Source organism: Modestobacter sp. SYSU DS0875, from assembly GCF_054050915.1.
Genome location: NZ_JBJHAH010000024.1, coordinates 1 through 26,399, shown reverse-complemented (window position 1 = coordinate 26,399; position 26,399 = coordinate 1). Strand labels below are relative to the sequence as shown.

Below are 26,399 nucleotides of genomic sequence, written 5' to 3'. Positions count from 1 at the left end.
ACCGCTCCACCGAAGCGTGGCCATCGCATGGGGTGCTGACGCTGGAGGATCCTCGAGGACGGCCACGTTCAGTTGTCTGCGCCGAGGCGCACTGGTCTCGGGCCGTACCCAGGCGACGACTTCGCTTCCTCTGGTGGCTGGTACGGCTCCTGCCCGTCCTCCTCTTCCTGATGATCCTGCCGGATCGCAGGGACGAGGACGCCCTACGGGATGAGGACGACGGGGGCCGGCGCCGGAGCCTTCGTCTGGCATTGACGCCCACACTGGCTGAGCCGTTCCAGCTGAGCGTGTTTCGCGCTGGATGGCGTTTGATGCTCGTTGTCGTCGTCGTCGGAGTGGCCTACGCCGTTCGACCCCTTGGCCTGTTTCTGCTCGGTCTGGTGCTTGTGCTCAGCATCGCCCGCAGCCGGAACATCCTCGGGGACGTGCAAATAGCTGCGAGCGGGGGTCAGGACACCGAGGTTGTCTTGCAGCGGATCCGGCAGGCACTCGAATGGGTCGGCCAGCGGGCCGACGAGGTCGTCGTCATCGGGCATTCTCAGGGCGGGTACCTGGCCCATCTGGCTCTTTCGCGCACTCCCGCGCGCCGTCCTTCCCGCCGAGGGGGCGTCCGACCGGCTGGCACGGTGAAGCGTCTCATCGGCGTAGGTTCGGGTTTGAAGCCGATCTGGATCATCCAACGGTTCGATCGCCCTTCGCTCGTGGCCGCGGCGTGGCTGACGCTTCTCTCCACCGTCCTCGCCGGCCTCGCCTTCGCGCCGGGGATTAGGGCGACGCTGGCCTTCGCCAGCGCAACGCTCACTGACATGGCGCGCGCGGGTGCCGACCTCGCAGCCCCCGCAGACGAACTGGAGCGCCGAACAGGTGCGGAACTGTTGGCGTCCATGTCATTCGAGACGAGCAAGTACCTCTGGGATACGATGCTTCCCTGGCACGAAGTCGGGTTTCCCGCCTTCGCGCTGCTAGTCGGGGGTGGGCTCTTACTGTCCTTTCTCTCAAGGCGCTTGGTCAGCGGTACCGACCTTGCTCACGAGCTGGCCAGCCTCGCCACACGCCCGCTTCAGGGGAGGTGGCTGGAGCTCAGCAGTCCACACGACATGGTTGGACGCTTGCTGTTCCCGAGCCTTCCGCACGCCCAGGAACGACTTGTTCCCGCGCTTGGAAACCCGCTGCTCGACCACATCTCGTACTTCCACCACGGGTCACCCGCGGTGTGGCGCATTACGCATGAGCTGGCACTGATGGTCAATAACGACCTCGCTCGCCAAGCCTCAGAACGGATTCAGGGGCAGGAGCGCTTCCTCGTAGGTCGGCATACGCGTCGTCGTCGGATCAGCGCAGTTCTCACCGCAGTGATCGTGCTCGCCTTCCTGGCCGAGACTGTGGACCTCAACAGACGTGGATTCGCAGCGCTGTCCCAGCTCGGTGGCTCCCTCTGGGTTCTCGTGGCCTGGCTGGGCGGCCTACATCTGTTCATGCTCACGCTGTCGCTTTTGGAGCGTCGCTCAGTCGGCCGGAACATCAAAGGGGCGGCCGCACGACGGGTCGTCAGAGTCTTCACGAAGGACGTATCGGAGACCGCTGTGGCATGGCGCTACATCGTCGGGGGAACGCTGGCCGTCAGTCTGCTGGTAGTGAACGGCGCGCACTACAGCCTCGGAGCGGAGTACGCCGACGCGGTAGAGCAGTCGACGCTTGCGCGGCTCGGTCCGCTCTCCCTGATGCTCCTCGTCCTGACGGTGCGGGCCGCATCGGGGTATCCGGTCCGCTGGTGGACCGTACTGCTCTGTCTGTGGGGGGTCTCGCTAATCATCCTTGCGGCGGCATCAGGGGGAAGCGGCGTGGGTGCTGTCGACCCGGGCGCCGTACCGGGGTTGCCACTCGCTCGCTTCTTGCTTTACTGGGCCCCTGCGCTCGCACTCCTTGTTGCACTTACTCCATGTAAGTCTTTTATCACGGGAAAGAAGCACAGCCCCGCCGGCCGAGTTTGGCGAGGAACCACGGCAGTGGCCGTCCGTGGGTGGCGGGCGGTGCGAGCCTTCTGACCCCGCGAGGCGGCCGGGCATGAGTACCCATGGATCGTGGGCTGTCCGACCGGCGGGCTACGTTCCGACCATGTCCACGAAGCCGCGCACACCGCGCCCCACTCCCCCAGCGGGAGAAGCCGGTGGGACGGCTCCCACTTCACGGTGTCCAACTCCCCCCTCGGACACCGAGTTGAACCCCCACGGCCCTCAGGCCGGTGGGGGTTCTCCTGCTTCTGAGATCGGCACGTCCGCTGGATGCCTGAAGGACTGCATCGAACGACCGGCTGGCCGTGGTCCTCGGCCGGGTCTTGGTCGTCCGCTCTCTGGCAAGGGATGGGCTGAACTGGGGGCGCTCCCAACCGATCACCGCCAGGAACAAGGCCAGGCCGCAGCAGACCTACCGGTTGGCGCCCCCTTACGAGCTTCCTCACCGGACGGGGCATACGGGACGGCCGCCGCACGGCGCACCCACCTGACCTGCGCCATCCCCGTTGGGCGTTCCTCTACAGGTGTCGCGAAGGCGACTGTGATCGCGTCCTGCTGTCCGACCGCCAGCATCGGTGCCTACGTTGGGTCGATGGCGACCGAAAGCATGCTCTTGCGCCCTCGGTCGGGCGGAAGGGGGCATCCCCGGCCCTGGTCCGCGGGAGCTGCTGTTGCGGCATCGGTGTTGCTCGCGGGCTGCGGGACCAGCGATAGCGAGGCTGAGGCCAGCAGCCTGGGCAGTGCTGCAGCAGTCATTGCTTGCTCTGACCATGCCTTTTGGGGGACCGTGGCGAGCACCAGTCAGGAGGCCGACGGCTTGCTCGTGACGTTCTACATCGACGAGTGGATCCACCCCACCTCAGGCCCGTCGCAGATCACCCTTGTGGCCGATGACCCGGCCGAGCAGGTGAGAGCTCCGGAATGGACGCTCTCCGAACGAGTCTTCGTGCTAGACGGCAAGAACTCGCCGCTGGACAGGTACGCAGCAGAAGAGGCGAAGAGCATCATCACGGCTCGGGACGAGTCGAGGGCCACGGCCTCCTGTCCAGATCAGTACTGACCGTCGGGCCCAGCAGACCTTGCCCTATGGACGCTGACGCCGGCACGACTCTGCTCGGGCGAAGACCGCCGTGGCAGATCCCGCGCGGGAGCGTCAACTGCTGACCAGCTCCGTGTTCGCGGGCACCCAGGGCGAGCCGTTCGGGCGGCGGAAGGCAAACGGCAGTCCGCGCGCACGGGTCCAGTCGGTCGAGTCGCTCACCTGTAGGTGTAGGTGCAGCTCGGTGCTGTTGCCCGAGTTCCCCCGCCTGTTGCGGAGCGCCGCCGCCAGGTGAGGCAGCATCACCATCGTGGTCAACGTCATCGTGCCGTTTCACCAGGATGAACGCCTCCAGTCCTCGGACATCCCGCGACCGGACCATGAGGTCGTGGTGGTCGACCCCGAACTTCCGGACACAGGCATGTGGCCGCGGCTGCAGATGCTGTACGAGCACGTGGCCGACACCGTCGCCTCCGCGCGAGAGGTCGGCCGACCGGGTGGTCCTGTCCGGTGACTGCCTGGTCGCCACAGCGGTCCTGGCGGGACTGCAGCGAGCAGCGTTGAGCCCGTCGATCGTCTGGTTCGACGCGCACGGTGACGTGCACACGCTGCACACGTCGACGTCCGGCTATCCGGGCGGCATGGCTCTGCAGCTGGCGATGGGCGCCCATCCGGAGCTGCTCGGCGATGCCTTGCGGCTGGGGCCGCTGACTGCCGAGCAGGCGGTGCTGGTGGATGCCCGCGACCTGGATCCGGCAGAGATCGAGGTGCTCGCCTCGGGAGGGCCTCGGCGGATCGCGGTGCAGGACGTGACCGCAGGGCAGTTGCCGCCCGGTCCGCTGGTGCTCCACGTGGACGTTGACGTCGTCGACCCGGAGAGCATGCCCGGGCTCCGCTTCCCGGCTCCAGGAGGTCCCAGCCCGACCGAGGTGCTGTCTGCTGCCCAGCGAGTCATGGACACCGGCCGAGTCGTCGCCGTCGACGTCTCCTGCCCATGGCTGCCCACCGTCGACGAGACCGAACGCCGAGACCGTGCGCGCCTGGTGCCCGCTCTGGCGGCACTACAGCCCGCCTCGTAACCGGGACCGCACTGCTCCGCTGGTACGGCTACCTGCCCATCGGGGCGGCGGCACCATGAGCGTTCGTGGTCACTCGCGGTACGACTCCGTTGGGTGGCAGGGCCCGGGCCAGCTCGGGCGAGGCACCCGTCGTCGAGAAGCCTCGCCAGCACCGCCGCTGTGCTGGACGAGTGAACACCCCAACAGATCCGCACTGGGTCGCCGAGTCAACGCTGGCTGAGCACGTTGATCAGCTGCCCGGCGTGCCTGGAGAGCCGCGGTCGTCGAGGCTGCGGGTGAAGAGCACGCGGTGCAGTCCGGGGCCGTCGTGGTCGCTGTGGACCGGGATCCCGTTCACCGTCCGGTCGCCGGGTTCGAGGCGGAAGCCGAGCCGGGTGTGGAAGGCGATCGAGTTCCGGTTGCCGGGGCTGGTGATGCACCCGACCTTCCAGGCCCCGCGCGCGGTGGCGGCGGCGCAGAATCGCGCGTAGAGCCAGCACCCCAGGCCAGCGCGCTGGCCTGCGGGATCGACGCCGACGAAGTGCACGTAGGCCAGGCCGGGGTGGGACGGTGAGAGGAATCCGATCAGGAAGGCCACCAGGCGCCCGTCGTCGTCCTCGATCCGGTAGCTGGTGTCGGTGAAGTGCTCGAAGAACAGCCGGGGCAGCAACGCTGCCCGCTCCCGCGCTCCGGCCTCGCCACCGAAGCCGGCCCACCACTGGCCCAGCACCGTCTGCACCCGCGTGTGGTCGTCGGCGTGCGGGTGGCGCACCGACCAGCCCGACGGGAGGGCGGAGATCAGCGGCTCGTTCACCGGGCGTTCCCGGTCCGCCCCGGCCGCAGCTGTGCAACCGGTCGGTCCACCAGCTCACCCAGCCAGTCGGTGACGACGGGCGCGACGATCCCGGCCAGCCGCCCGTAGCCGGCGGTCGAGGGATGGAAGGCGTCCCCGGCGGCGACCTCCGCGGCCCACACCGGGTCGTCGGCCAGGACGCCGACGTCGATGAACGGCACGGCACGCTGAGCGCACACCTCGGCCATGCCGGCCGCCAGGTCGGCCGCGCAGGCGCTCAGGGAGGGGTCGAGCACCGGTGGCGGACCGACCACCAGCGGCGCCCACCCAGCGGTGTGTGCGTCGTCGAGCATGTCGGCCAGCACGGCCAGGGTCCGGTCGCGGCGCACCCGCCGCCGTCCCCACTGTTCATCGACGTCGTTGACCCCGATGGCCAGCACGACGCCGAAGCGGTCGCCGTCCTTCAGCCGGGTGCGGGCCTCTCCGAACCAGCGCCGCGCGATGTCCACGGACGTGTCCCGACGCACGCCCAGGTTGTAGACCGTCAGGATCCAGCGGGAATCCTGTGCTGCGGTTGCCACCCGGCCGACCCACCCCGCTCCGGTCCGATCCCCGACCCCGGCGGTGAAGGAGTCCCCGAAGACACAGACCCGCACATCCGACGGGGCCGTCACGACGTCGCGGGATCGCCGCTCCAGCACGTGCCGCTCCAGCGGCGGCGCGACACGGGAGTGCACGCGACGACGACCCAGCCGGCAGACGCATGTGACATGACCACCAGCATAGTCATGCATGAGCGCGCATGGTCAGTCACCCGTCTCGCCCGTCTCGCTCGATCGACTGGCGAGCGAACAGCAACGGTCAATGCGCATGCATCAACACGAAGAGCGAAGTGCCCCGGCTCCGCAACAGGCCGAAGCCAGCTCGCCGCCGTCGTCCCACAGCGGGATCCCCTTGCGGGACGGCGGCCGGCTCGTCGCCAGGCAGCCCTGCGGTACGTCGGTAGCTGCCTCCGCGCGGGACGGCGGTGCGTACGTTCGGTTGGTGGCTGAGTCCAGCGAACGGGTCGTGGCCGAGGGTGGCCCGCTCGACGGCACGGAGATCGATCTTGCTCGCAGCGCGGACGAGGTCGCCGTCGAGATGGCGGATCGCTCACTCCACAGATATGTGCGCACGAGCGTTGTCCGCCAGCTCCGGTCCGGGTCGCACGGAGCAGTGTTCCGCTGGGCTGGCCGCCCATAGTGCGGAGCTCGGAGGGAGCCCGACCGAGCATCGGCGATCGGGATTCGCTCGGGACTGACCGGACGATCCCCTCCCCCGGCTGGCTGCCGGGGAAGGGGCGCTCGTCGGCGATCCGGCCTCAGCGGCCCATGACGGCGGGCGTCAGCCGGGCAGGAACGACACGTGCGGGTGGTCCATGTGGTTGGCGGTGGGCGACCCCCGGTCCGCCATGCCCTGCCACGTGCCCGTACGGGCCTGCCAGATCCGCTGCTGCCAGATCACGTACTCGACCCGGAACCGGGACGCGTTGTCGATGACGTACTGGGTGACGGCGTCACCCTTGGCCCGGTCGGTGTGGACCATGAAGTCGGCCGCGAGGTCCTCTGTCGGGCTGTGGCCGGGCCGGGTCACGACCGTCCCGACGCCGAACCGCTCGGCGACCTCCTGGACGGCGGGGCGGACGTGCGGAGCCCACACGTCGTAGGCCCCCGCGCTCGCCGCCGGAGCCGCGGGAGCGGCTGGCGCGGCTGGCGCGGCTGGCGCGGCTGGCGCGGCACGGTCCGCGCTCCGGCTGGCCGGCCGCTCGGCGACCCGGGGCGCGGCAGCAGCCACCGTGCCGCCGAGCACGAGTCGCTGACCGACGCGCAGGGCGTTCGGGTTCCCGCCGATGACCTCCCGGTTGAGCGCGTGCACCTGCTGCCAGGTGGTGCCGTGGGCGGCCGCGATCCTGCCGAGCGTGTCGCCCGCCCGGACGACGTACTCCCGCGAGACGCTCTGCGAGGTCACGGCCGGCGCCGCGGGTGCCGCGCCGCCGATGGTGAGCACCTGGCCGACGCGCAGGCGGTTCGGGTCGGCGCCGACGGTGCCGGCGTTGTCCGCGTAGATGGTCTGCCAGGTGGTGCCGTGGGCCGCGGCGAGGGTGCTGAGGGTGTCGCCGGGAGCGACCGTGTACTCCGCGGCGTGCGCCGGGGCGGCCACCGCGAGGGGAACGGCCACTGCTGCCGCGACCGTCAGGGCGGGACGGGTCACGGACGCCATGCTCGGGCGCCGGGTGGGACGGAGGTGCCGTCCCGGGTGTCGCTGTGCCATGGATGTGCGCCTCTCACCGCCTGCGGAGTTAGCTGTCGGGTTCGGGCGAGAGCTGCCCGGCCGCGGATGCGGCTTCACCCCAGGGCCCGAGGGCCCGGTCCTGCGCGTGGGTCCCCCGCGCCTGCCCGTCGTGTCGTCTGGTCCGGTGGCGGTGGGCAGGTTCGGCGGGCCGCCATCCGGGTCCTCCGCAGTCGGTGGACGAGCGCACGGTAGGCAGACGGCGATCGGCCACGGCAATCCCCCGATTGCCTCCACCGGGCTCTGGAACGGGCAGGACCCGGGGGTGCCGACGCGCCTCCTCGGCCGCCGCCGGACGGCCAGCCGGACGCGCCTGACCTGCCGTTTCCGCCGTTCGTGACCTGTCCGCACGCCAGCGGTGGGCACCGGCCGCAGCGCCGTCCGCTGTCGGGTTCGGTTGCAGAGTCAACCTACTTTCCGTCGGTATGTCGTCACCCACCGCAGTCACTCGGCGCGCGTGCCACCGTCGCCTCCGCCGGCGTCGGCGGTGGCCGGTCCAGGTACCCGGCCACCGGCCGGGAGACGGAGACGGCCCCGGCCGTCCTCCTCGGCGAGGAGGTCGACCAGGGCCGTCCGGGCTGCTCCGTGGCGGAGCGCTGTCGCGGGATCGGCGATCAGGCGCGCCGACCGCCGGTGAACCGGCTCAGCAGTCGCTTGAGCAGGTTGGCCTTGACGAGTCCAGAGATGAGGCCCATGTCGTTCCCTCCAGCAGTTGACGTTCCCCGGGGCCTACCCTCCGACGCCGCAGACATCACATGCGGCCGGAGGAGGCGGGGTCCCCGGCTGGAGCACCGACGGCGGGAACCGCGGGACGGACCCCGGACGTTCACCCGGCAGCCGGCACACCGCCCTGGACGAGGAGCACCATGACCACCCCGCTGCCGACCGGCGCCCTGGACGTGCGCGCCGACGACGAGCTGTCCTGGCTGCTCTGGCTGGACCCGACGGTGATCACCGTCCTCGGTGGCGTGCTCGTGACGCTCCTGCTCCTGGCCGCGCTCGCCGGATGGCTGGTCCTCCGACGGGTCCGGCGCAGTCCGCTGGCGGCCCGGGGCCGGGAGCTCGCCGCGCGCGGCCGCGAGCTGGGCGTGCAGGGCGCCACCGCCGTCGCGGCCAGCCGCCTGCCCCCGGGCCCGCGACGCTCCTGCGCCGAGCTCCAGCTCGAGGTCGCCCGCGCTCGTGATCGGCTGCGCCGCCAGGTCGCCTCCGCTCAGGCCGCCGGTGCCCACCTCGGCGAGGTGCCGGACCTGGTGCCCTCGCTGGACGCCGAGGGGCGCGGGCTCGAGCAGCGCCTGCGGCAGCGGGCCCTGGTGCACGACCCGGCCGGTGCCGACCCGGCGCCGGAGGCACGGGCCTACCTCGACACGGTCGCCGACGTCTGCGGCGCGGTGTCCGACGCCGAGCAGGCCGCGTGCGCAGCGGGCCGACCGGCCACCGACGTCGCCGAGGCGGTCAGCGCGCTGCGGGCGCACACCACCGCCTACCAGGAGCTCACCGCACCCCCGGTGGCACCTCCGCTGCCCTGGACCCCGCTCCCGGCACCCCAGGCACCGGCCAGGGAACCCGGGCAGGCCTGACCGGATCCGGGGCGCTGTCGGGCTCTGGTCACGGAACCGTGGGCCAGCTGCACCGGTCGGTCCGGTCGCGGCCCTAGGCTCCCGCATCGTGACCCAGCAGGCACCGACCTCGATCGTCCAGCGCTACTGGGACGGGCTGTGGAACCGCCGCGATCTCACGGTGATCGACGAGCTCATCGCCGAGCCCTACGTGCGGCACTCCTCCGCCGGGACCCGGTCGCTGACCCGGGCGCAGTTCAAGCGGGAGGTCCGCGAGTCCTGGCAGCTGCTGCACGACCCGGCCACCACCGTCGACGACCAGGTGACCGCCGAGGACAGGATCTGGACGCGGGCCACCACCACCGGCCTGAACCTCGAGACCGGGCAGACGTCGGTGGTCACCTGGCTGGTGGTCCACCGGGTCGCCGACGGCCAGATCGCCGAGTCCTGGAGCGCCACCCTGCCCGGCGTCGACTGGCGCTGACCCCGCCCCGCCCGGACCGCTGCGGCCGGTGGCTCAGCCCAGGTCCCGCAACCGGCCTGCGCCCGCCATCCGGCGCCGGCTGAGGACGGCGTACAGGGCCACGAAGGCGAGCACACCGGCGCCCATCCCGATGAGCGTCCACCGCAGCCCGATGAGGTCGGCGAGCAGGCCCAGCGGGAGCGCGGCGATGCCGAACGCGCTGAAGCTGAGCATGATCAGCCCCTGCACCCGCCCGTGGTACTCCATGTCCGACAGGGCGATCAGCTGCGACTGGTTGGTGGTCTGGAAGGCGAGCATCGACGCGCCGACGGCGAGGAGCACGACCACTGCGACGTAGGCGTTGGGCGCGATCGCCAGCGCGCAGATGGCGAGGCCGAAGACGGCGCCGGAGCCCACCAGGACCCGGGTCTGCCGCACCCACGAGGCGCGCCGGCCCAGCAGCAGGCCCGCCGCGACCCCACCGACCGCGGACGTCGCCGCCAGGACGCCGTAGCCGACCGAGCCGAGGCCGAACAGGTCGCTGGAGATGGTCGGCATGAAGGCCAGGTACGGCAGCCCCATCATGGCGACGCCGATGCCGCACCACACCAGGGCGCTCAGCTCGGGGTGCCGGCGGACGTAGCGCACCCCGTCGGCGAGCTCACCGAGCGGGGACCGGCCGGAGGCCTCACCCTGCCGCCGCCCGGCGGGCAGGGCTGCGGTGAGGAGCACCCCGACGGTCGCCAGCGCCGCGCTGAACAGGAAGACCGCCTCGATGCCCCAGGTGACCGCACCGATGACCACGCCGGCCAGCGCCGGACCGACCACCCGGTTCACCTCGGCGTTGACCAGCAGCAGCGAGACCGCCTGCGGCACCGATCCGCGGGGCACCAGCTCGCTCAGGAAGGCCATCCGGGCCGGGTTGAACAGCGCGAAACCCACGGCCTGGAGCACGCCCGCACCCAGCAGCATCCAGTAGGCGATGACGTCGAGGACGACGGCCAGCCCGATCCAGGCGCTCGACACCGCCAGCAGGAGCACCGAGACCTGCAGCACCAGCCGCTTGGGCAGCCGGTCGGCGGCGACCCCACCCCACGGTGTGGCCACCAGGAGGGCCACGCCGAACGCCAGCAGCACCCCACCCAGGGCCGCGTTCGACCCGGTCAGCTCGAAGGCCAGCCAGCTGCGGGCGATCGCCTGCGCCATGACGCCCAGGAAGACCGCCGCGGCGTTGAGGTAGAGGACCAGGAAGCCGCCGATCCGCAGGATCGCCATCGCGCCCAGCACCGACGGGGCCTCCGGCGCCTCCGGGGGGACGGTCCCGCCGGGGACCGGGACCGCCGGTACCGGCACCTCGGCTCCCTGAGCCGGGCCGGACGCCGGTGGTGACGATGCGGATGGTGGCGATGCGGATGGTGGCGATGCGGGCCCGTCCTGCTCTGCGTCGACGTCCCGGATGGCTTCCCCGCTCATGGCTCCCCTCGCCCGGCGCCCGCACGGGGTACCCGACCGTCCAGCACCACCTCCCGAACGGACGGGGGCACACCCGACCATGCCACAACAGGAGCAGGACGCCACGGTGGTCGGACCGGGACGGAAGGCCGCCGCACCGGTACCGCGCCCGCTGCCCGCGGTCACCGCTGCACCCTCGGGACCTGTGGGGATCGGGTACGTGCGCGGTCAGCCGTCCGGGGTGCGCGCCTCCTCCTCGGCCGGCGTCCGCCGCTCGAACCAGAGGATGCCCCCCAGCGACACCACCAGCCCCCACGATCGCCGATCCGCGCGCCGCGCACCAGTGCGCTCACCCGCCGTCTTCGTCCCGTGGTCCCGGCCGGCCATCGTGGTCGAGGTGCGGGGGTGGGCTCGTGATCAGACCTCCCGCGGAAGCCGACGACCCGAACACCACGCTGCGACGGGCCCAACTGGAAGGCTGGCCCCGTGGAGGACGAGGTGTCGGCGGCTGGGGGGCGTGCGGGCCTCCGGGTGAGGGTTGCGGGTGACCGGGATGCTGCCGCGATGCACCAACTGACCCGCGCCGCCTACCAGCCCTACGTGCCTCGGATCGGTCGTGAACCGGCACCGATGCTGGCCGACTACGGTCACCTGACCCCACCAGCCTGCGCCTGGGTGCTGGAGCAGGACGCCCGCACGGTCGCCGTCCTTGTCGGCGAGGTGGCAACCGATCATCTGTTGATCGAGAACATCGCCGTGGACGCTGCCCGGCGCGGCGAGGGGCTCGGCTCCCTGCTCCTCGGCCTCGCCGAGCAGCACGCCCGCGCCCTGGGCCTTGCGCAGGTGCGGCTCTACACCAATGTGGCGATGACCGAGAACGTCGCCTACTACGCCCGACGCGGTTACCGTGAGACCCACCGTGCCGGACAGGGCGGCTACCGCCGCGTCTTCTTCACCAAGACCCTGGCGCCCGCCCCGGAGGACTGATCTTCCCAGGCGCGCATCCGCTTGCGGAGTACGTGAGGCGGGGCCCCCTGCTCGAGGTCTGCGGGCTTCTGCTCGCGCCGCCTCGGCCGCGGCGGGTGGATGCCTGCCGCCACCGCCCTCTTCCCCCGGGCCGTCCGCCCGCGCAGTCGCCGCTGACCGGGCCGGTCAGCGGCGACTGCGTCGTCGGGGGACGGCGCCGAGCGCGTGGCGGGGATCGACCTACACGAGATGCCGTGGCACCGTCCGGTCCCAGTTCAGCGACACGATGCGCCGGTCGCCTTCGTAGGCATCCAGCTCCGCGTGCAGGCAGAAGTCCGTCGCGGTGGAGGTCAGCACGGTGCGGGTCACCGTCCGGACGAGCCAGTCACCCCGCTGGAACGCCAACCGCCACGTCGTCTCCCCGCCGACGGACCCCACGTCGTCCCCCACGGAGCTGTAGCGCTCCTCGGCCCGCCGGGTCACCTCCAGATCGATGTCGTCGAAGCGCACGGTCCCCAGGTCGTTGACGACCTCCAGCGCGGACTCGTAGCCGATCAGGTCCCGCGTGACCTGCCAGCGGTGCTCGCCGGGCTGCACGTTGGTGACCGTGATCGGCTCGGCCCCTTCGGGCTCCTCGAAGGGCTGGAGCGTGACCTCGTCGGACTCCGCGAGGGGCCGGTTGGGGAGGAGCAGCCGGCTCGACCCGGTCGTCACCTCGAGACGTGGGGACTCCGGTGAGGGCCAGGCCAGCGGCCAGTACGAGGTCGACAGCGACAGGCGGATGCGGTGGCCGGCCGCGAAGGCGTGGGCGACACCGTTCATCTGGACCTGGACGCGGTAGCGCTCCCCGGGGACCAGCGGCTGCGGGTCGGCGTGCCCGTCCCGGTGGGTGAGGTTGAGCAGTCCGTAGGTGACCCGGGTGGCCCGCCCGTCCGGCGCCACGTCGGAGAGCCGGACCGCCACCATCGCGTTCGGTCGGCTGCTGGTCAGCTCCAGCTCCACCGCCGGAGCCCCGAGGATCTCGTACTGCTGCTCCAGGACGTCGCTGTCGAACACCAGCGAGCCGCCGTCCTCCTCGCGCTGGTCGTAGGGCAGGTCCGGGGGCGCGTTGTAGGAGCACCACTTGCCGGCGAAGTGCCCCACCGACAACGGCGACTCGATGCCCAGCGACTCCTCCGGCGGCGCCTCCCCGCCGGTGACGATCCGGTTGCGGGCCAGCGGGTGGGCGACCTGGCGGATGTGCGGCGAGGGCCAGCTCGGCTCCCCCACCCACCTGCCGGGGCGCTCCTCGTAGGCCGTCAGCGGCGGCACGCTGTCCTGCATCCACACCCGCAGCGCCGGGTTCTCGGTGACGCCGTTGTCGATGCCCTTCAGCCAGCGGTCCCACCACCGGACGACCTCCTGCAGGAAGCCGATGGCCGGGCCGGGCTGGCCCAGGTGCGGGTACTTGTGCGACCAGGGACCGATCAGCCCCTGGCGCGGCCCCTCGAGGCTCTCGATCATCCGGAAGACGGCGTTGGAGTACCCGTCGGCCCATCCGCTGACCGCCAGGACGGCGCACTGGACGTCCGAGGGGTCCTCGCCGACGGAGCCGTGCCGCCAGTACTCGTCCCGGGTCTGGTGGCGCAACCACTCCTCCAGCCACAGGCCGCTGCCGTGCAGGCGGTCCAGCCACATCTCCCGCCACCGGTCCCCCACCAGGGCCGGGTCCGGCGGGGTCGAGTTGTAGGCGAACATCGTCGAGGCCCAGGAGAGGTTGTCACTGAGCAGGCACCCGCCCATGTAGTGGACGTCGTCGGCGTACCGGTCGTCGGTCGAGCAGACCGTCACGATCGCATCCAGTCCCGGTGGCCGGCGGGCCGCGACCTGCAGGGCGTTGAAACCACCCCAGGAGATGCCCATCATGCCGGTCGACCCGTTGCACCAGGGCTGCTCGGTCAGCCAGGCGAGGATCTCCTCGGCGTCGGTGAGCTCCTGCTCGAGGTACTCGTCGGTCAGCACCCCCTCGGAGTCGCCGCTCCCCCGCAGGTCCACCCGTACGCACGCGTAGCCGTGGCCGGCCATGTAGGGGTGGTGGATGGAGTCGCGGTAGGCGGTGAGGTCGCGCTTGCGGTACGGGATCAGCTCCAGGACCGCCGGCACCGGCTGGTCCGCGGAGTCCGCCGGCCGCCAGATCCGTGCGGCCAACCGCGTCCCGTCCGACATCGGGATCCAGACGTGCTCGTCCTCGACGACCTCGCCGGGGAGTTCCCGCAGGAGGCGCAGCTCGGCGTCAGCCACGTGCGGCCTCCTCGAACTCGAAGGGCAGCATCCGCACGCACTGGTCGTACTTGGCGTCGAGCTCCGCCTCGTCCTGCGCACCGATGAACAGCAGCGCCAGCTCGTAGCTGTAGCTGTCCTGCTGCGAGAGCTCCGACAACCGGTGCCCCTGCTCCGCGACCACCTCGACGGTGACGCCCTCGACCTCCCGCTCGACGCGTGCGACGTCCTCCGGGGACGGCGTCCGCGTCACCAGCCCGTCGTCGAAGGCCCGCAGGAAGCACTTCCCCGCGATCCCGTAGCTGCCGTCGCCGCGTGGCTCGGTCGGCTGCCGCCCCAGGGCGAGCTCGAGCAGCAGCTCGTGGTTGGAGACGCCGTCGACGCGCTCGAAGAGCAGCGCGTGGGACTGCGAGTGCCGAGGATTGACCTCCAGCAGCCGGACGCGATCGGTCTCCGGGTCCCAGAAGTACTCGATGTTGAACGTCATCTGGTCCAGGCCGATCTGGTCGATGACCCGCTCCGACAGCGTCGTCATCCGGCGCTGCACCTCTTCGGGCAGCTGAGAGGGGTACTGGTAGCGCCGGAAGCTGGACGTACCGGGGTAGTGCAGTGAGTCGACGATGCCGTAGACGTGCGAGCGGCCCGCCGTCCGGTAGCCCTCCACGGTCACCTGCCGGCCCACCGCAGCCTCCTCGGCCAGGCACACCCGGGCGCCGACCTCGGCGATGTCGGGCGGGAGCTGGTCGAGCTGGTCCATCACGAACTCGAAGGGTTCGGCGTACTTCCCGATGCCCTCCCGGATCTCCGCCAGCGCGGCCGAGAGCTGGTCGTCGTCGACCACCCGGAAGGCCATCTCCGAGGACACCGACTTCACCGGCTTGAGCCACACGGGGTAGCGCAGGTCAGCCGGCAGCCGGCCCGGCTCGTCGACGTCGACGAGGGCGAACTCGGGCACCTCCTCGATCGCCTTCCGCTGCTCGAGCCGGCTCCAGTACTTGTGCTCGCACTTCGTCACCGCCTCGAGCGACGGGCCCGGCACGCCGAACCGGCGGCACAGGATCGGCACCATGGAGCTGACCGGGAAGTCCCAGTAGCCGATGATCGCGTCGATGGGTCCGTCGAAGGCCTCGAGGTGCGTCTGGGCCCGGTCGAGCAGCGCCGGCAGGTCGATGTCCTCGACCCCGATCAACTCGTCCTTGGGCAGCAGCCCGTGGAACCGATAGCGGTCCTCGGGCAGGTCATCGAGGATCTCCGCGTTGAGGTCGTCCATTCCGAGTACGAAGACGTTGGCAGCCATCACAGCGCCGCTACCCGCCACCTCGACGATCACACGACAGGGCTGCGATCGGGGCGCGGTGGCCGCGGGCGCCGGGGCTGGCGCCAGCAGCCACTGGCGCGGCGCGCACCATCGGGTACCCGAGGCGGGAGCCCGCCGCCAGGGACATCGGCGCGACGGGTCGGACAGCCGCACGGTGCCTGCGACGGCCGCGTTGACGCAGCGGCCCCACCGGCCCCCGCTGCCCGGCCGGGCGAGGGAGCGCCCGGTGGTTCACCGGCGATGGGCTCAGGCGGTGGCGGCGGTGATGGTCGTCCGGGAGCGGTACTCCAGGTCGCCGTAGCCGTCGCTGTGCCGCTGCATCCAGCCGGCGACGAAGGGGCACAACGGCAGCACCTTCAGCTCCTGCCGTCGCACGTCGTCCAGCGCCTGCTGCACGAGCGACGACGCGATGCCGCGGCCCTCGTGCCCGGGGAGGACCTCCGTGTGGGTGAAGACGACCAGGTCCGGGGTCCGGATGTACTCCGCGATCGCCGCCAGCTCGCCGTCGACACGTCCCTCGTACCGGTGCTGCTCCGCGGCATCCGTCATGGTCACCTGCACGTGTGCCCCCTCTGCTGAACGCCCCGGCCGCGTCGGCGGCCGTGCGGCGAGCCCGGCTCGCCCGAGGAGTACACCCCAGCGGCCGGAGCGCTGACCAGCCCCCGGGCCCCGGCGTCCGCGACGAGCGACCGGACGTCCGGGTCCCCGAGCGGCCGGACCGGCCCCTCTCCCTCCGATGACGCGGCCCGGCTGGCGGAGCTGGAGAGCCGATCTCGGTCAGTTCGGAGCCCGGGAGGTGGACGTCGAACCTTGACGCCGCAGCAAAGCCCCAGTCGGCAACGGCGACCTTCTCGTCGCTCGGCCCGAACAGCAGCGCGGCACCCGTGACGATCCGTCTGTCGAGTCCCGACGCGTTGGAGTCCACGACTGCTCGCCCGCCGGTCGAGTTCCGATGGATGTCGACCGTCTCCGCATCCCCCCTTCGCCTCCACGCGGCCGACGAGGTCCGGCTGCGGCACCGATGCAGCCCGGCCTGTGGTTGCCCCGCCGAAAGTGGTGAGGAACGCTCAGGACATGAACCGGTTCGAGAAGGCCGTGTACGAGTGCATGAACCCGACGGCGCAGCTGCTGGAGCGGACGACCGATCCGCGGCACCGGGCGATCCTGCTGAACTACTGGCGCCACGTGCACCTGGAAGGTGCTGGCGACTTCGAGCGCATCGTGGCGGCGGACATGATGACTGACCACCCCGTCTACCGGGTCACCTGGGGCGACACCCCGGCGGTGATCGAGGGCAAGGACGGCGTCCTGGGCTTCTACCGCAGCGTCGGGGAGTCGGTGTTGTGGAACTCCGACGACCTGGTGGCCGTCGCCGACTGGGGGGTGGCGGACGAGCTCACCTTCCACCAGCTGGCCAAGGGCGCCGAGCTGCGGGCGGTCGGCTACGACGTCCCCAGCGATGACGGGCTGTACCACGTCTCCAGCCGGCAGGTCTTCCTGTGGCCCTACGACGAGCAGGCCCGCCTGGCCGGCGAGCACCTCTACGAGGACAAGACGAGCCTGCAGATCGAGGAGGTGGACCCGGCGGAGGCGATCACGCCGGCCCGGGTTCGTGAGATCCACCGCGAGCTGCTGAGCGAGCTCGAGGCCCAGCGCGGCGAGAACTTCTGGGTCCTCGGCCGCGCCTGATCGGGTGCGATGAGCTGGTAGCGGCCCCGCGGGTCGCCACCGCGGCGTCGGCCGCGATCTCGCGGGGCCGGGGACGTCGAGCACGGCTCGCCAGGGGCCGCGCCCCGCAACGGCGGGCAGGCGAGGGGTCCCCCACGCTTGGCGGCGGGACCACGCCCGGTCAGCGAGTGACCGGACCGAGGCGTGTGCGCACGTACCGTGTCGCGACTCGGACACCGGACACCGAGGCGCCTCGACGTCCTTCCGGGTCAGGGGCGTGGGGCGTTGTCGCGTTCAGGCCCTGGACCGGCTCGCCGCGAGATCCGAGGCACTCCGGCTGCAGCTCCGCAGCACGCACAGCGCCCTCATGCCCTCGTGCTGGAGCGACCACGCTGGAGACGGACGGGCGGGCAGGCAATCGCCGGATCAGCCGTCCGGGGCCCGGGCCTCCTCCTCGGCCGGCGTCCGCCGCCCGAACCAGAGGATGCCGACCCCCAGCGACACCACCAGCAGGACTGCCATCACGACCAGCAGCGGCACCGCCCCGAACTGGGCGATCAGCGGCAGCGACGCCGCGGTGACCAGACCGCCGCCGAAGAACGGTTCGAAGGCCAGCTGCTTGTACCCGAAGGCCTCCATGGCCGGCGTGGCCGCGTTGGGGTCGGCGACCCGGATCAGGATCAGCCCGGTGGCCGTGACGCCCAGGGACTGCCCCAGGTCGCCGATCCCCCGCTCGAACCAGAACCGCGGGATCATCCGCCGCGCCAGGAAGACGAAGACACCCACGTTCCAGGACAGACCGGCGATCGCCAGCACCAGGAACGTCACCCAGTTGTCGGCGATCGCCTGGATCGACAGCGTGGCCAGGGCACTGATGATCAGCAGGTCGAGCGCGATCCCCTGGATGCGCAGCATCATCTGCCGGTCGACGATGCCGGTGCGGTCGAAGCGATCGACCACCTTCTGCACCACGACGCCGCCGATCATCGCCAGCGGGAACAGCGGCACGAACTCGAAGAGCTCGACGGTGTCGGCCCAGAGCGCGGCCTCCAGCGCCTGCAGCCCTTCCAGCAGGGCGAGCCCGAGCAGGATCGCCACGGCGACGATCGCGAAGTGGATGGCCAGCGGCTCCACCGAGGCGGTGCGCACCGTCAGCATCGCGGCCGGCTTCTGCTCCTCCCGCTCGTAGAGCCCGCGCTGCTCGGCCAGCGACGTCTTCGCGTCGTCCTCGAGGACCTGGGCGCGGCCGGTGCGCACCCCCCAGTTGATCAGGGCGATGCCGACGACGACGCCGGAGACGACGCCCACCGTGGCCAGGCCCAGCGCCAGGTCCTGGCCCTCCGGGAGGCCGAGGTCGGCGAAGGTGCTGCCCAGCCCCGCGGCCGTGCCGTGACCGCCCTCGAACCCCACCTCGATCAGGGCGCCGACCATCGGGTCCTGGCCGAGGAAGGGCACGAGCAGCAGGACGGCGAGCAGCAGCCCGATCACGTACTGGCCCGACGCCATGGTCACGCCCAGGGCCAGCTGGGGGCCGGCCAGCTCGGCGGCCTCCTTGACCTTGGGGATCCGCTCGCCGAGGAAGAGCGTCGCGAACACCACCGAGATGAGCAGGCCGGGGAGCGACGCCCAGACGTCGAGGAACTCGGCGGGCCACAGGCCCCCGGTCAGCGGGGCGTCCTCGCCGCCGATCGCCTCGGCCACCGAGCCGACCACCTCGGGGCCGATGAGCAGGGCCAGGAAGCCGCCGATGATCGAGCTGGGGAGGAACAGCTTCTGCGCGATCCGCGAGCGGATCCGGACGAGCTTGGCGACCAGGAGCAGGACGCCCAGCACCAGCAGGCTGAGCCCGATGACGTCGGCGGACACGGCGCCTCCCTGGGACGGGGCCGGGTCGGGGGCCGATGGCGCGGGGTGGTCCCCGACGGGTTGGTCCACCCTGTCGGCTCCGGGACCCGACGACAACCCGGCGCCGGGATCCGGGCGCCTGGTGCGCATCGCGCAGTGGGCGGGCTGGCACGACGCGGATGTCGCCGTCCTGCCCGCCGGGCGTAGCGGAGAGCGGCCGCCCCGGGGTCAGCCCGGGGGCGTGATGCCGGCCGCCACCCGCTGCAACACGCCCAGCAGCCAGTGGTGCCCCGGGTCGAGCTGCCGACTGGGGTGCGACCACGCGGCCTCGACCACCGGGGGCAGCGCGACGGGGAGCTCGACCCGCCGCAGGCCCTGTGCCGCCAGGTCCCCGGCGACCAGCTCGTGGGCCAGCACCAGCAGGTCGGTGCCGGCGACGAGGCGGTGCAGCAACGTCAGGTTCTGCACCTTCACCGCGCTGCGGCGGTCGATGCCCAGAGCGGCCAGGGCGGCGTCGACCGGTGAGTTCATCGGTGGGTCGCGGAAGGAGACGACCCAGCGCGCGTCGCTGATCTCCTGCGGGCTGAGGTGCTCCCCCACCGAGGTGTTGGCCACCGAGGTGACGCAGGTCCAGTGGTCCCGGTACAGCTCGACCGCGTTCAGCGTCGGCGCGGTGAACAGGCCCCGGGGCGCGATCATCACGTCGATGTCGCGCGCCGCGGTCAGCGGGTCGACGGCGAACCGGGGGTCGAGCGGCTGGAAGTCCAGGCGCACGTGCGGCGCCTCGGACATGACCTCGCGGACGATCCCCGGCCCGAGCAACGTCTGCACCGAGTCCGAGCACTGGAGGACCCACTGCCGCTCCGACGTCGCCGGGTCGAAGTCCGGCCGGGCGTTGAGCAGCAGCTCCAGCCGCTGGATGGTGTCGCTGACCTGGCTGCGCAGGGCGTGGGCCAGCGGCGTGAGCTCGTAGGTCGACCCGGTCCGCTCCAGCAGCGGGTCGTCGAAGTGCCGGCGCAGCCGGGCCAGGGCCGCGCTGGTCCCCGGCTGGCTCAGGCCCACCCGCTCGCCGGCCCGGGTCACGTTCCGCTCCTCCAGCAGCGCGTGCAGGACGATCACCAGGTTCACATCCAGGCTGGGCAGCTCCATGCGCTCTCCTCTGGCGATCGTCGATGACCGGTGCCGCGGGAGCGTAGAGGGACCGCCGCCCGCCGGTGACCCACCTGCCCGCGGGCTCCCCCGTCCGGGCGGCTCGGCCTGGACGTGACCTGCGTCATCCGCGGCGCGGATGGCCGGCCATACCCAAGCGGCGTTTCCGCTGTGTGACCCCCGTCGCAGATGCTGGGCGCGCCCTCCGGACGAGCTGGTCCGGCCGGGGCGTCCACCGTCGGACACACGTGAGGGGCCCAGCCAGATGCACAGCGAAGCCGGCGTCTCGGAGATCGACCACGCGGGGACGTGGGCGGTGGCGCGACTGCGGGACGGGGGCGGGCGGGACTTCCCCGCGCTCGTCGCCCGGGACCGCGTCCTGGACCTGTCCGGCCGCGCGGAGCTCGGCCACCCCGCCGGCACCGGGCCGCTGCTCGACCGCTGGGACGAGGTGCTGCCGCTGCTCCGTGAGCTCGCGCTGACCACCGAGGGCTGGGCGCCGCTGGCCGGCTGCACGGTGCTGAGCCCGGTCGAGCCCCGCCAGGTGTTCCAGGCCGGCGCGAACTACCGCACGCACGTCCTGGACCTGGTGGTCGCCCACCACGACGGCGCGGACGGCCGAACCCCGGAGCAGGTGCGCGCGGACGCCGCGGCGCACATGGACGAGCGCCTGGCGCTCCCGCCCTTCGTGTTCCAGGGGCTGCCCAGCGCGATCTGCGGCGCCCATGACGACGTGCTGCTCCCCCGGGACGGGGAGCAGCCGGACTGGGAGCTCGAGCTGGCCGCCGTGATCGGCCGGCGCGCCCGGCGGGTGCCCGTCGAGGGCGCGCTGGACGTGGTCGCCGGCTGGACGATCGTCAACGACGTGACCCTGCGGGACAAGCTGTTCCGCAAGGACTCGGCGGCGCTCGGCGCCGACTGGCTGGCCGCCAAGAACTCCCCGACGTTCCTGCCGACCGGGCCGGTGCTGGTGCCGCGGGAGGCGCTGCCAGATCCGGGCGACCTGCGCATCACGCTGCGCCTGAACGGCGACGTCATGCAGGACGAGTCGACGAAGGACATGGTCCACGACGTCGCCCGGATCGTGTCCTGGTGCTCGCAGGTCGCGACCCTCGAGCCGGGCGACCTCGTCCTCACCGGCAGCCCCGCCGGCAACGGCCTGGCCCACGGCCGCCTGCTGCGGGCCGGCGACGTCATGGACTCCACCATCACCGGCCTCGGCGCGCAGTCCAACCGCTGCGTCGACGAGGCCTGACCACCCACCGACCGCACCGAGAGAGGACAGCCGTGTCCGACCGGCTCATCACCCACCTGAGGCACGTCGACATCGCCGTGCCCGACTACGACCGGCAGCGGGCCTTCTACACCGACCTGTGGGGCCTGACCCCGGTCGCCGAGGACGGCGACCTGGTGTACCTGGCCGCCGAGGGCTCTCCCGAGCAGTACGTCGTCCGGCTGCGCAAGGACGCCGACAAGCGGCTGGACCTGATCGCCTACGGCGCGGCCTCCCGCGCGGACGTCGACGCCATGGCCGCCCGGCTGGGGTCGGCCGGCGTGCAGCTGGTCAGCGAGCCCGACGCGATGCAGACCCTGGGCGGCGGCTACGGCTTCCGGTTCTTCGACTGCGACGGCCGCACGGTCGAGATCTCCACCGAGGTGGAGAACCGCCGGCACCGCCGGATCGAGGAGCGCGAGGCCATCCCGGTCCGCCTGTCGCACGTCGTCGTCAACTCCCCCGACACCGCGCGCACCGAGGCCTTCTACGCCCGACACCTGGGCTTCGCCACCTCCGACAAGCTCACCCACCCGTTCGTCGGTGACCTGATGACCTTCATGCGGTGCAATCCGCAGCACCACAGCTTCGCAGTGGCGAAGGCGCCGCACGCCTCGCTGCACCACATCTCCTTCGAGATGCGCGGCCTGGACGAGTACATGCGCGGCACCGGCCGGCTGCTGCGCGCCGGCACCCGGATGATCTGGGGCCCAGGGCGGCACCTGGCCGGCGACAACACCTTCAGCTACTTCATCGACCCGCATGGCAACACGATGGAGTACACGACCGAGCTCGAGCAGCTCGACGAGGACAGCTGGCACCCCAGCCTCTACGACGTCACCGACCTCGAGGTGCAGGACCAGTGGGGCACCGCCAACCCGTTCGACGAACTGGTCGGCAAGGAGAGCTTCAACGACCCCGACCGCGGCGTCTTCGTCGCGCCGCCGGTCTGAGCGCGGGGCGAGGGACATGAGAGCAGTGCAGGAGGTCCTGGTCATCGGCGGCGGGGCGGCCGGCCTGGCGGCCGCCACCATGCTGGCCGACGCCGGCGTGCGGGTCGACCTGGTGGAGGTCAAGCCGGAGGTGTCCGCGCTGGGTTCGGGCATCACCCTGCAGGCGAACGCCCTGCGGGTGCTGCGGGAGGTGGGCATCCTCGACCAGTGCCTGGTCGAGGGCGCCGACTCGACGCAGCTGCGGCTGCGGGCACCCGACCCCGAGGCGACCGTGCTGGCGACCATGGGCGGGCCGCCGGAGGGGGCGCCGGCCGCGCCGTCCGACGGCCTGCCCAACGCCATCGGCATGTACCGGCCGGCGCTGGCGGCGCTGCTCGCCGACCGCGCCACCGACGCGGGTGTGACCTTCCGCTTCGCCACCACGGTGGTGGAGCTGGCGCAGGACGAGCACGGCGTGGACGTCGTCCTCAGCGACGGCAGCGCCGACCGGTACGACCTGGTGGTCGCCGCGGACGGCGTGCGGTCGCCCACCCGCGCGCTGCTCGGCGTCGAGCTGGAGACGCGCCCGCTGGGCATGGGCATCTGGCGGGTGTTCGCGCCGCGGCCCGCCGACGTCCCGACCGGCGAGCTGTACTACGGCGGTCGCTGCCACATCGCCGGGTACACCCCCACGTCGAAGGACATGCTCTACGCGTTCCTGGTCGAGGACGCGCAGGACCGCTCCACGGTCACCCCGGAGGAGAAGGTCGAGATCGTCCGCGAGCTGGCCGCGCACTACGGCGGGCCCTGGCGGGAGATCCGGGAGTCGGTGAAGGACCCCGACGCGATCCACTACACGCTGTTCGAGGAGCACCTGCTGCCCGCGCCGTGGAACCGCGGCCGGGTGGTGTTCATCGGCGACGCGGCGCACACCTGCCCGCCGACGTTCGCTCAGGGCGCGGCGATGGCGTTGGAGGACGCGCTGGTGCTCAGCGAGCTGCTGCTGGCGGCGCCGGTGGTCGACGGGGACCTGTGGGCCCGGTTCCACGAGCGCCGGCTGGCGCGCGTGCAGACCGTGGTCGAGGGGTCGGTGACCTTGGCGCGGTGGCAGCTGGAACGGGTGCAGGGCGACGTGCCCGGGCTCATGGGGCGGGTGCAGGCGGTGACCGCCCAGCCGGCCTGACCACGCAGCCGCCGACCCCGCCGGGCACCGCCGCCCGGCACACCCGAGGAGAGTCAGTGACGACGCCCCCGACCCCACCCACCATCGACGTGCACGCGCACGTCGCCCTCCCCCAGGTCGATGCCCTGCTCGACGGGCAGCCCGGCCTGGCCGACCAGCGGCGCACCGACGCCGCGACGCTGGGCCCGGCCTCCCTGCAGCACAACATCGGCCAGCTGGCCGAGCTGATGCCCCGGCTCACCGGCCTCGACCTGCGGCTGGCCGCGATGGACGCCGCCCGGGTCGACCTGCAGGTCGTCAGCCCCATGCCTGCACCGGCGCACTGGGCCGACCGCGAGCTGGCCGACCGGTTCGTCACCACGACGAACGAGGGGGTCCGCGCCTACTGCGACCAGGCCCCCGACCGCCTGCTGCCGATCGGCACGGTCTCGCTGCACGAACCGGACCTGGCGGTCGAGCAGCTGCGCACCGCCGCGCGCGACCTGGGCCTGCGGGGAGTGCAGATCTCCACCTCCGCCGGCCCCGGCCGGGAGCTGGACCACCCCTCGCTGGCGGAGTTCTGGGCCGCCGCCGAGGAGCTGGGCACCGCGGTGCTCATCCACCCCTGGGGGTGCACGCTCGGCGAGCGGCTGGATGCCTACTACCTGTTCAACACCGTCGGCAATCCCACGGAGACGGCGCTGGCGCTGTCCCGGATCGTCTTCTCCGGCCTGCTGGAACGCCACCCGCAGCTGCGGATCTGGTCCGCGCACGGCGGTGGTTACCTGGGCAGCTACGCCGTCCGGGCCGACCACGCCTGGCGGGCCCGCGGCGACGCCCGGACCACCTCGGTGCCGCCGAGCGAGCTGCTGCGCCGCACCTGGGTCGACTCCCTGGTCTACGACGCCGAGCAGCTGCGGCACCTCGTCGCGGTGATGGGCGCCGGCCAGGTGACCCTGGGCAGCGACTTCCCCTTCGACATGGGGGTCGAGGACCCGGTCGACCGGCTCGAGGCCGCCGGGCTGGACGCCGCCACCACCGCGGCCGTGCGCGGCGGCAACGCCGTCCGACTGCTGGGCCTGGACGTGCGGCAGACCGCGGAGGCGACCCGATGAGGATCGTGCGGCACGCGACCGGAGGCCGGCCCCGGCTGGCCGTCGTCGACGGCGAGGAGCTGGCCGGCCTGCCCCCGGGGGTGGAGCTGCCGGAGCTGATCGGCACTGCGGGCCGCCTGGCCGAGGCCGCCGACGCCGCGCTGCGGTCCCGGGCCGACGTCGTCCCGCTGGCGGGGGCCGACCTGCTCGCGCCGTTCGCGCCGCCGACCTTCCGTGACTTCTCGACCTTCTACGAGCACGCCAACGGCATCTCCCGGAACGGCAACCCGGAGGGCGGGGTGGCCCCGGAGTTCTTCGAGATCCCCACCTTCTACTTCTCCAACCCCTACGCGATCGCCGGCCCGTACGCCGACGTGCCGGTGCCGCCGGGCTGCGCGCTGTTCGACTTCGAGCTGGAGGTGGGTGCGGTCATCGGCGCGGCCGGCCGGGACATCGCCGTGGAGGACGCCGCCGGGCACATCGCCGGGTTCGTGGTGCTCAACGACTTCTCCGCCCGCGACGTGCAGTTCCACGAGATGCGCATGCGGCTGGGCCCGGCGAAGGGCAAGGACGGCAGCACCACTCTCGGGCAGTTCTTCGTCACCCCGGACGAGCTGGCGCCGCACCGGTCGGGGCCCTCCTACGACCTGCGCATGGAGGTGCGGGTCAACGACGAGCTGATCGGCGGGGACACCCTGGCCAACATGTCGTGGACCTTCGAGGCCCTGGTCGCCTACGCCTCGCGGGGCGCCGACGTCCGGCCGGGCGACCTGCTCGGGTCGGGCACCTGCCAGAACGGGTGCCTGGCCGAGCTGTGGGGACGGCACGGCCGCGACCACCTGCCGCCGCTGCGCCCCGGGGACGTCGTCACGACGTCCGTCGCGGGCCTGGGCGGCACCCGCAACCGGATCGTCCCAGGCGCGAGCCGGCACCCGATCGAGCCCTGGAGGACGGCGTGAGCACCCACCACGCGATCGACCGGCTGGCCCTCGGGCCCGGCCGCGCCGAGGAGGTCGCCGACGGCGTCTTCGCCTTCGTCCAGCCCGACGGCAGCTGGATGATCAACAACGCCGGGTTCATCGTCGGCCGCGACGGGGTGAGCGTGATCGACGCTGCCTCCACCGAGCGGCGCACCCGTGACCTGCTGGGGGCGATCGCGCAGCGCAGCCCCGCGCCGGTGCGGACGCTGGTCAACACCCACAGCCATCCCGACCACACCGCGGGCAACTCGCTGTTCACCGGGGCCACGATCGTCGCCCACGAGGACGCCCGCCGGGAGGTGCTGGCGCTCGGGCAGGTCGGCAACGGGCCGATCTGGTCGCCCGTCGACTACGGCGACCTGTCGCTGGCGCCGCCGTTCCTGACCTTCCGCGACCGGGTCACCCTCTGGTCGGACGACCTGGAGTGCCAGGTCGTGCACAGCGGCGGGCCGGCGCACACCACCAACGACGTCGTGGTCTGGATCCCGGCCCGCTCGGTGCTCTTCGCCGGCGACCTGCTGTTCAACGGGGGCACGCCGTTCCTGCTCTCCGGGTCGGTCCTGGGCGCCATCGACGTCCTGGAGCGCTTCGTCCGGCCGCTGGGGGCGCGCACGATCGTGCCCGGCCACGGCGCGGTCACCGGGCCGGAGGTCATCGACGACGTGCTGGCCTACCTGCGCTTCGTGGAGAGCCTGGCCCGGGAAGGGCTGGCCGCCGGCGTCACCCCGCTGGAGCTGGCCCGGGCCACCGACCTGGGACGTTTCGCCGGGCTCAGCGACCCCGAGCGCATCGTGGGCAACCTGCACCGCGCCTACGCCGACCTCTCCGGTGATCCCGGGGATCGGGGCCGGCCGCTGGACGTGATGGCCGCGCTGCAGGACATGGTCGCCTTCAACGGCGGCCGGCCGCTCACCTGCCTCGCCTGAGCCGACCCGGCTGACCCCGGGCCGCGCCGACCCGGCGCGGGGGGGGGGGGGGGGGGGGGGGGGGGGGGGGGGGGGCGGGGGGGGGGGGGGGGGGGGGGGGGGGGGGGGGGGGGCCCGGCCGGGGGG

General features: G+C 72.3%; 24 protein-coding genes and 1 riboswitch. Of the genes, 14 read left to right on the top strand and 10 right to left on the bottom strand.

The window, feature by feature from the left end:
• Positions 1–170 precede the first annotated feature (170 nt).
• From ACI79Y_RS14520 to ACI79Y_RS14505, 4 genes are all read left to right on the top strand, one after another.
• Complete coding sequence (locus ACI79Y_RS14520) at positions 171–2,045, top strand: hypothetical protein (RefSeq protein ID WP_457159160.1); 1,875 nt, start codon at positions 171–173, stop codon at positions 2,043–2,045.
• 790 nt (positions 2,046–2,835) lie between these two features.
• On the top strand, positions 2,836–3,072 hold the full coding sequence (locus ACI79Y_RS14515) for a hypothetical protein (RefSeq protein WP_457159159.1): 237 nt from the start codon (positions 2,836–2,838) through the stop codon (positions 3,070–3,072).
• Positions 3,073–3,361: 289 nt separating this feature from the next.
• Entirely contained in the window at positions 3,362–3,565 is a 204-nt protein-coding gene (locus ACI79Y_RS14510; RefSeq protein WP_457159158.1) for a hypothetical protein, read from the top strand.
• Entirely contained in the window at positions 3,549–4,130 is a 582-nt protein-coding gene (locus ACI79Y_RS14505) for an arginase family protein (protein WP_457159157.1), read from the top strand. The genes ACI79Y_RS14510 and ACI79Y_RS14505 overlap by 17 nt, the downstream gene beginning before the upstream one ends.
• A gap of 229 nt (positions 4,131–4,359) precedes the next feature.
• Here the strand turns inward: ACI79Y_RS14505 and ACI79Y_RS14500 are convergent, their stop codons facing one another.
• The 3 genes from ACI79Y_RS14500 to ACI79Y_RS14490 all read right to left on the bottom strand — a co-directional run bounded on the left by ACI79Y_RS14500 (position 4,360) and on the right by ACI79Y_RS14490 (position 7,152).
• On the bottom strand, positions 4,360–4,923 hold the full coding sequence (locus ACI79Y_RS14500; RefSeq protein ID WP_457159156.1) for an N-acetyltransferase family protein: 564 nt from the start codon (positions 4,921–4,923) through the stop codon (positions 4,360–4,362).
• Positions 4,920–5,696 carry a GDSL-type esterase/lipase family protein gene (locus ACI79Y_RS14495; protein WP_457159155.1) on the bottom strand — a complete coding sequence of 259 codons (777 nt, stop codon included), beginning with the start codon at positions 5,694–5,696 and terminating at the stop codon, positions 4,920–4,922. The genes ACI79Y_RS14500 and ACI79Y_RS14495 overlap by 4 nt, the downstream gene beginning before the upstream one ends.
• Positions 5,697–6,285: 589 nt before the next feature.
• Complete coding sequence (locus tag ACI79Y_RS14490; RefSeq protein WP_457159154.1) at positions 6,286–7,152, bottom strand: LysM peptidoglycan-binding domain-containing protein; 867 nt, start codon at positions 7,150–7,152, stop codon at positions 6,286–6,288.
• Between the two features lie 82 nt (positions 7,153–7,234).
• Positions 7,235–7,331, bottom strand: a riboswitch (cyclic di-AMP (ydaO/yuaA leader).
• A 765-nt stretch (positions 7,332–8,096) separates the two neighbouring features.
• Here ACI79Y_RS14490 and ACI79Y_RS14485 point away from each other — a divergent pair.
• Positions 8,097–8,807 carry a hypothetical protein gene (locus ACI79Y_RS14485; RefSeq protein WP_457159153.1) on the top strand — a complete coding sequence of 237 codons (711 nt, stop codon included), beginning with the start codon at positions 8,097–8,099 and terminating at the stop codon, positions 8,805–8,807.
• Positions 8,808–8,895: 88 nt separating this feature from the next.
• Positions 8,896–9,270 (top strand): ester cyclase, encoded by a 375-nt coding sequence (locus ACI79Y_RS14480; protein ID WP_457159152.1) that lies wholly within the window; start codon positions 8,896–8,898, stop codon positions 9,268–9,270.
• A gap of 33 nt (positions 9,271–9,303) precedes the next feature.
• On the opposite strand, the gene ACI79Y_RS14475 is transcribed toward ACI79Y_RS14480, so the two are convergent.
• Together ACI79Y_RS14475 and ACI79Y_RS14470 are read right to left on the bottom strand one after the other, a co-directional pair.
• Positions 9,304–10,602 (bottom strand): MFS transporter, encoded by a 1,299-nt coding sequence (locus ACI79Y_RS14475; RefSeq protein WP_457159151.1) that lies wholly within the window; start codon positions 10,600–10,602, stop codon positions 9,304–9,306.
• A 327-nt stretch (positions 10,603–10,929) separates the two neighbouring features.
• A complete protein-coding gene (locus ACI79Y_RS14470) occupies positions 10,930–11,088 on the bottom strand; it encodes a hypothetical protein (RefSeq protein ID WP_457159150.1) in 159 nt (52 codons plus the stop codon).
• A gap of 99 nt (positions 11,089–11,187) precedes the next feature.
• On the opposite strand from ACI79Y_RS14470, the gene ACI79Y_RS14465 reads away from it, so the two are divergent.
• Positions 11,188–11,688 carry a GNAT family N-acetyltransferase gene (locus ACI79Y_RS14465; RefSeq protein ID WP_457159149.1) on the top strand — a complete coding sequence of 167 codons (501 nt, stop codon included), beginning with the start codon at positions 11,188–11,190 and terminating at the stop codon, positions 11,686–11,688.
• A gap of 219 nt (positions 11,689–11,907) precedes the next feature.
• Here the strand turns inward: ACI79Y_RS14465 and ACI79Y_RS14460 are convergent, their stop codons facing one another.
• From ACI79Y_RS14460 to ACI79Y_RS14450, 3 genes are all read right to left on the bottom strand, one after another.
• Positions 11,908–13,947: a CocE/NonD family hydrolase gene (locus ACI79Y_RS14460; RefSeq protein ID WP_457159148.1), complete on the bottom strand. Its 2,040-nt coding sequence runs from the start codon at positions 13,945–13,947 to the stop codon at positions 11,908–11,910.
• Positions 13,940–15,223, bottom strand: coding sequence for an ATP-grasp domain-containing protein (locus ACI79Y_RS14455; RefSeq protein WP_457159147.1), 1,284 nt, complete (start codon positions 15,221–15,223; stop codon positions 13,940–13,942). Before ACI79Y_RS14455 ends, ACI79Y_RS14460 begins: the two co-directional genes overlap by 8 nt.
• A gap of 267 nt (positions 15,224–15,490) precedes the next feature.
• Positions 15,491–15,793 carry a GNAT family N-acetyltransferase gene (locus ACI79Y_RS14450; protein WP_457159146.1) on the bottom strand — a complete coding sequence of 101 codons (303 nt, stop codon included), beginning with the start codon at positions 15,791–15,793 and terminating at the stop codon, positions 15,491–15,493.
• Positions 15,794–16,318: 525 nt separating this feature from the next.
• On the opposite strand from ACI79Y_RS14450, the gene ACI79Y_RS14445 reads away from it, so the two are divergent.
• Positions 16,319–16,933 carry a hypothetical protein gene (locus ACI79Y_RS14445; RefSeq protein WP_457081180.1) on the top strand — a complete coding sequence of 205 codons (615 nt, stop codon included), beginning with the start codon at positions 16,319–16,321 and terminating at the stop codon, positions 16,931–16,933.
• A gap of 405 nt (positions 16,934–17,338) precedes the next feature.
• Here the strand turns inward: ACI79Y_RS14445 and ACI79Y_RS14440 are convergent, their stop codons facing one another.
• Positions 17,339–18,778 (bottom strand): sodium/glutamate symporter, encoded by a 1,440-nt coding sequence (locus tag ACI79Y_RS14440; protein ID WP_457159145.1) that lies wholly within the window; start codon positions 18,776–18,778, stop codon positions 17,339–17,341.
• A 207-nt stretch (positions 18,779–18,985) separates the two neighbouring features.
• The gene (locus ACI79Y_RS14435) at positions 18,986–19,906 is read right to left on the bottom strand and encodes a LysR family transcriptional regulator (RefSeq protein WP_457159144.1); all 921 of its coding nucleotides are present in this window, start codon (positions 19,904–19,906) and stop codon (positions 18,986–18,988) included.
• 265 nt (positions 19,907–20,171) lie between these two features.
• Here ACI79Y_RS14435 and ACI79Y_RS14430 point away from each other — a divergent pair, with 265 nt between their 5' ends.
• The 6 genes from ACI79Y_RS14430 to ACI79Y_RS14405 are packed head-to-tail and all read left to right on the top strand — an operon-like array spanning position 20,172 to position 26,273.
• Positions 20,172–21,161 carry a fumarylacetoacetate hydrolase family protein gene (locus tag ACI79Y_RS14430; protein WP_457159143.1) on the top strand — a complete coding sequence of 330 codons (990 nt, stop codon included), beginning with the start codon at positions 20,172–20,174 and terminating at the stop codon, positions 21,159–21,161.
• Positions 21,162–21,193: 32 nt separating this feature from the next.
• Positions 21,194–22,132 carry a VOC family protein gene (locus tag ACI79Y_RS14425; RefSeq protein ID WP_457159142.1) on the top strand — a complete coding sequence of 313 codons (939 nt, stop codon included), beginning with the start codon at positions 21,194–21,196 and terminating at the stop codon, positions 22,130–22,132.
• A gap of 16 nt (positions 22,133–22,148) precedes the next feature.
• Positions 22,149–23,294 carry an FAD-dependent oxidoreductase gene (locus ACI79Y_RS14420; RefSeq protein WP_457159141.1) on the top strand — a complete coding sequence of 382 codons (1,146 nt, stop codon included), beginning with the start codon at positions 22,149–22,151 and terminating at the stop codon, positions 23,292–23,294.
• A 56-nt stretch (positions 23,295–23,350) separates the two neighbouring features.
• Complete coding sequence (locus ACI79Y_RS14415) at positions 23,351–24,388, top strand: amidohydrolase family protein (protein WP_457159140.1); 1,038 nt, start codon at positions 23,351–23,353, stop codon at positions 24,386–24,388.
• Positions 24,385–25,326, top strand: coding sequence for a fumarylacetoacetate hydrolase family protein (locus ACI79Y_RS14410; RefSeq protein ID WP_457159139.1), 942 nt, complete (start codon positions 24,385–24,387; stop codon positions 25,324–25,326). The genes ACI79Y_RS14415 and ACI79Y_RS14410 overlap by 4 nt, the downstream gene beginning before the upstream one ends.
• Positions 25,323–26,273, top strand: a complete 951-nt coding sequence (locus tag ACI79Y_RS14405) for an MBL fold metallo-hydrolase (RefSeq protein ID WP_457159138.1) — start codon at positions 25,323–25,325, stop codon at positions 26,271–26,273. Before ACI79Y_RS14410 ends, ACI79Y_RS14405 begins: the two co-directional genes overlap by 4 nt.
• Positions 26,274–26,399: the final 126 nt, after the last annotated feature.